The sequence below is a fragment of the Streptomyces sp. SID14436 genome (assembly GCF_010548465.1).
Lineage (GTDB): Bacteria > Actinomycetota > Actinomycetes > Streptomycetales > Streptomycetaceae > Streptomyces.
In genome coordinates this window covers 1-4,260 of the sequence record NZ_JAAGMD010000238.1, presented here as the reverse complement: position 1 = coordinate 4,260, position 4,260 = coordinate 1, and the positions used below count along the sequence as shown (strand labels likewise).

The 4,260-nt window shown below is 72.9% G+C and carries 5 protein-coding genes; 3 read left to right on the top strand and 2 right to left on the bottom strand.

What is annotated here, in order from left to right; translation table 11 throughout:
- Positions 1 to 63: 63 nt before the first annotated feature.
- Positions 64 to 522 carry an ATP-binding protein gene (locus G3I53_RS08825; protein ID WP_164336601.1) on the bottom strand — a complete coding sequence of 153 codons (459 nt, stop codon included), beginning with the start codon at positions 520 to 522 and terminating at the stop codon, positions 64 to 66.
- A 209-nt stretch (positions 523 to 731) separates the two neighbouring features.
- Here G3I53_RS08825 and G3I53_RS08820 point away from each other — a divergent pair, with 209 nt between their 5' ends.
- Both G3I53_RS08820 and G3I53_RS08815 read left to right on the top strand, forming a co-directional pair.
- Positions 732 to 1,592, top strand: coding sequence for a helix-turn-helix transcriptional regulator (locus tag G3I53_RS08820; protein WP_164336603.1), 861 nt, complete (start codon positions 732 to 734; stop codon positions 1,590 to 1,592).
- 9 nt (positions 1,593 to 1,601) lie between these two features.
- The gene (locus G3I53_RS08815) at positions 1,602 to 1,826 is read left to right on the top strand and encodes a DUF397 domain-containing protein (protein WP_164336605.1); all 225 of its coding nucleotides are present in this window, start codon (positions 1,602 to 1,604) and stop codon (positions 1,824 to 1,826) included.
- Between the two features lie 61 nt (positions 1,827 to 1,887).
- Here the strand turns inward: G3I53_RS08815 and G3I53_RS08810 are convergent, their stop codons facing one another.
- Positions 1,888 to 3,015 carry an 8-amino-7-oxononanoate synthase gene (locus G3I53_RS08810; RefSeq protein WP_164438200.1) on the bottom strand — a complete coding sequence of 376 codons (1,128 nt, stop codon included), beginning with the start codon at positions 3,013 to 3,015 and terminating at the stop codon, positions 1,888 to 1,890.
- Positions 3,016 to 3,161: 146 nt separating this feature from the next.
- On the opposite strand from G3I53_RS08810, the gene bioB reads away from it, so the two are divergent.
- Positions 3,162 to 4,260 (top strand): biotin synthase BioB (bioB, locus tag G3I53_RS08805; protein WP_164333260.1); only part of this gene is annotated, 1,099 nt, incomplete at its 3' end.

Here is a 4,260-nt window from a genome sequence, read left to right as displayed (position 1 = left end):
GCCGCTGAGCCCCCACGCCGCCGCCCTCCCCGGCCGGGCGCGCCCGGCGGCCGGGGGGCGCCCCTAGGGTTCCTGCTGTCCCGCGGCCGGGACCGGCTCGGCCGGCACGGTCCACGGGATCTCCACGGACACCGTCTTGCCGCCCTCGCCCGTGGGCCGGATCCTCAGCCGGCCGCCGCACTCCGCGGTCAGCCACCGGATGATGACGAGCCCCCGCCCGTTGTCCTGCTGCACCGCGGCGGGCAGCCTGCGCGGGAACCTGGGGTGGCTGTCGGTGACGGCCACGTACAGCCGCTCGTCGCGGACGAGACCGACGTCCACCCGGAAGGTCGGGGACTGCCCGAAGGTGTGCTGCACGGCGTTGGTGGCCAGCTCGGAGACGATCAGCCGGACGCTGTCGGACACCTCCGCGTCGGCCGGCATGCCCCACTCCACCAGGGCGCCCGCCACATGGGCCCGGGCCGCGGAGACCGAGGCGGGATCGCTCGGCAGAGTGACGGATGATTCCAGGTGGTCTGCCATGGCGAGTCGTCCCTTTCCACGGGGCCGCGGTCCGACACGGAGCGGATGGTTGGAGTACGGTCCCGCACTGGTGCTTCGTCGCCAGACTGCCACCCCCGCGGGGTGAAGGGCGCCGATCCACCGGGATATGCATATATCTGTCGCTCAAAGCGGTGAACTCTGCCACGGGAGAGCGTATTTGGGCGGCACGCAAGGAGTAGGGGGAGACCATGCAGCACGGTCCCGTCGTGCGTCGCCGGAAACTGGGTGCCGAGCTGCGTGCGCTGCGCACCTCGGCCGGACTCACCAGCGGTGAGGCGGCCGGGCTGGTCGGCTGGCACCAGTCCAAGGTGAGCCGCATCGAGACGGGCACCAGCGGGGTGAAACCGGCCGACGTACGGTTACTTCTCGACGCCTACGGCGTGGGCGACGCTCAGCTGCGGGACCTGCTGATGGTGCTGGCCGGCACGGACGACGCCGACGGCCGGCACCACTGGTGGCACGCCTACCGCGGCGTACTGCCGCCCACCTACCGGGACTTCATCAGCCTGGAGTCGCAGGCAGGCGCGATGCGCACCCTGGAGACGACGGTGGTGCCGGGCCTGCTGCAGACCCCGGAGTACGCGCGCGAGGTGACCCGGGCCGCGCTGGAGGGGGTGTCTGAGGAACGGCTGGACACCCTGGTGGAGGTGCGGCTGGCCCGCCAGGACGTGCTGTTCGGGGAGCAGCCGCTGGAGCTGAGCGCGGTGCTGGACGAGGCGGTGCTGCGCCGTCAGGTCGGCGGTCCCGGGGTGATGGCCCGTCAGCTGGACCGGCTGGTGGAGGCCGCGCGCCTGCCCCATGTCCGGTTACAGGTCCTGCCGTTCACCGCCGGGGCGCACATCGGCGTTACCGGCCCTTTCGTCATCTTTTCGTTCTCGCGCACATCCGACTTGGATGTGGTGGTTCTCGACCACTTGACGAGTAGCCTCTATCTGGAGCGGAAAGAAGACCTCCGGGCGTATCTGGAGGCCTTCGACGCCCTGTCGATCCACGCCCTTTCACCCGAGGACTCGTTGGATTTCATCGCCGGGACAGCCGCCGGCGCGTAAGGAGGCACGATGCCTGCACCGCCTCGGACCATTCCTTCCAGTACCGAACTGCCCGGTGTGCGGTGGCTGCGCAGCAGCTACAGCACGGGCGCCAACAACTGCGTCGAGACGGCCCGGCCCGCGGACGGCCCCTGGGCCGGACTGCTCGCCGTGCGCGACTCCAAGAACCCGGCCGGACCCGCGCTGGCCTTCTCCCCCGACAGCTGGGCGCGTTTCCTCGCCGGGACGGGCTGAACGGCCCCTCGGCCACCGGCCCCTCCACCCGCCGGGCGACGCACGGCCGTGCCACGCCGACTCATGGCCGCGTCTCGCCGATCACCTGTACAGCGCGTCCGATCTCCGCCCCGGTCAGGTCCGCGCGGGCGGTCAGTCTGAGCCGTGACACACCGTCGGGCACGGAAGGGGGACGGAAGCAGCCCACGGACAGACCGGCCGCCCGGCAGTCGGCCGCCCATCGCACGGCCTGCTCCGGGGACGGAGCCCGCACGGAGACGACCGCGGCGTCGGGACGCACCGCGTCCAGGCCCGCGGCCGTCAGCCGGGCGTGCAGCTCGCGGGCCACACCGTGCGCCCAGGCCGCCCGTTCCGGCTCACGGCGCAGCAGCCGCAGGGCCGCCAGTGCGGCGCCCGCCGCGGCGGGCGCCAGACCCGTGTCGAAGATGAACGTCCGCGCCGCGTTGACCAGATGCTCCGTCACGCGGGCGGGTCCGAGCACCGCACCGCCCTGGCTGCCGAGCGACTTGGACAGGGTGACCGTCACCACCACGTCGTCGGCACCCGCCAGCCCGGCCGAGTGCGGGGCCCCGCGTCCGCCCTCGCCGAGCACCCCCAGGCCGTGTGCGTCGTCGAGCACCAGGCCCGCGCCGTGCTCCCGGCAGGCCGCGGCGAGCGCGGTGAGCGGGGCGGCGTCCCCGTCCACCGAGAACACCGTGTCGGACACCGCGACGGCGGGCCCGTCGTGGCCCGACAGCGCCTTGCGCACCGCCTCCGGATCGGCGTGCGCCGCCACCTGTGTGGTCCCGCGGGCCAGCCGGCAGCCGTCGATGAGGGAGGCGTGGTTGCCCGCGTCGGAGACGATCAGGGAGCCGTGCGGGGCGAGCGCGGTGACCGCGGCGAGGTTGGCGGCGTACCCGGACGAGAAGACCAGGGCCGACTCGTGGCCGCAGAACGCGGCCAGTTCGCGTTCGAGCTCGGCGTGCAGTTCGGTGCTGCCGGTGACGAGCCGGGAGCCGGTCGCGCCGCCGCCCCAGGTGCGGGCGGCCCGCGCCGCCCCCTCGGTCACCTCCGGGTGGCGGGCCAGGCCCAGGTAGTCGTTGCTCGCCAGGTCGACGAGCGGAGCGTCGGCGGGGCGCGGACGCAGCGTCCTGACGAGTCCGGCCCGGCGGCGCGTCCGCGCCTGTTCCTCGATCCAGCCGAACGCCATGGGCCCTCCGGTCCTTCGCAGTCAGTGCACAGACACTAGCGGGAGCGGCCCGGGAGCACCGTGTGGCGATACCCACACGCCCGAGCGGGTCTGTTGTCCGAAGTCTCCTTGGCCCGGGGCGGTCGAGTAGGACAGGATCGGCTTTCATGGACCTGCTGAACACGCTGGTGGACAAGGGGCTTCGGCGCGAGACGCCGACCCGCGAGGAAGCTCTGGCCGTCCTCGGGACGTCGGACGACGAGCTGCTCGACGTGGTGGCCGCGGCCGGGAAGGTGCGGCGGCACTGGTTCGGGCGCCGCGTGAAACTGAACTATCTGGTCAACCTCAAGTCCGGCCTCTGTCCGGAGGACTGCTCCTACTGCTCCCAGCGGCTCGGCTCCACGGCCGGCATCCTCAAGTACACGTGGCTGAAGCCGGACGAGGCGTCGAAGGCCGCCGCGGCCGGTCTGGCGGGCGGGGCCAAGCGGGTCTGCCTGGTGGCCAGCGGCCGCGGTCCGACCGACCGGGACGTCGACCGGGTCTCGGACACCATCAGGGCCATCAAGGACCAGAACGAGGACGTCGAGGTGTGCGCCTGCCTCGGCCTGCTCTCCGACGGCCAGGCGGAACGCCTGCGGGAGGCCGGGGCGGACGCCTACAACCACAACCTGAACACGTCCGAGGCGACCTACGGGGAGATCACCACCACCCACACGTACGCCGACCGGGTGGACACGGTGCGCAAGGCGCACGCGGCCGGTCTGTCGGCCTGCTCCGGGCTGATCGCGGGCATGGGCGAGAGCGACGAGGACCTCGTCGACGTGGTGTTCGCCCTGCGCGAGCTGGACCCGGACTCGGTGCCGGTCAACTTCCTGATCCCGTTCGAGGGCACCCCGCTCGCCCAGCAGTGGAACCTCACCCCGCAGCGCTGCCTGCGGATCCTGGCGATGACCCGGTTCGTGTGCCCGGACGTCGAGGTGCGCATCGCCGGCGGCCGCGAGGTGCAGCTGCGCAGCATGCAGCCGCTCGCGCTGCACCTGGCCAACTCGATCTTCCTGGGCGACTACCTCACCAGTGAGGGCCAGGCGGGCCGGGCCGACCTGGAGATGATCGCGGACGCCGGGTTCGAGGTGGAGGGTGCCGACGAGGTGACCCTGCCCGAGCACCGTACGGGCGGCGGCTGCGGCGGCCACGGCGCCGGGGACGTGTGCGGGTCCGCGCCGTCCGGCGAGCCGGCGTCCTGCGGTGCGGGCGGCTGCGGTCCGG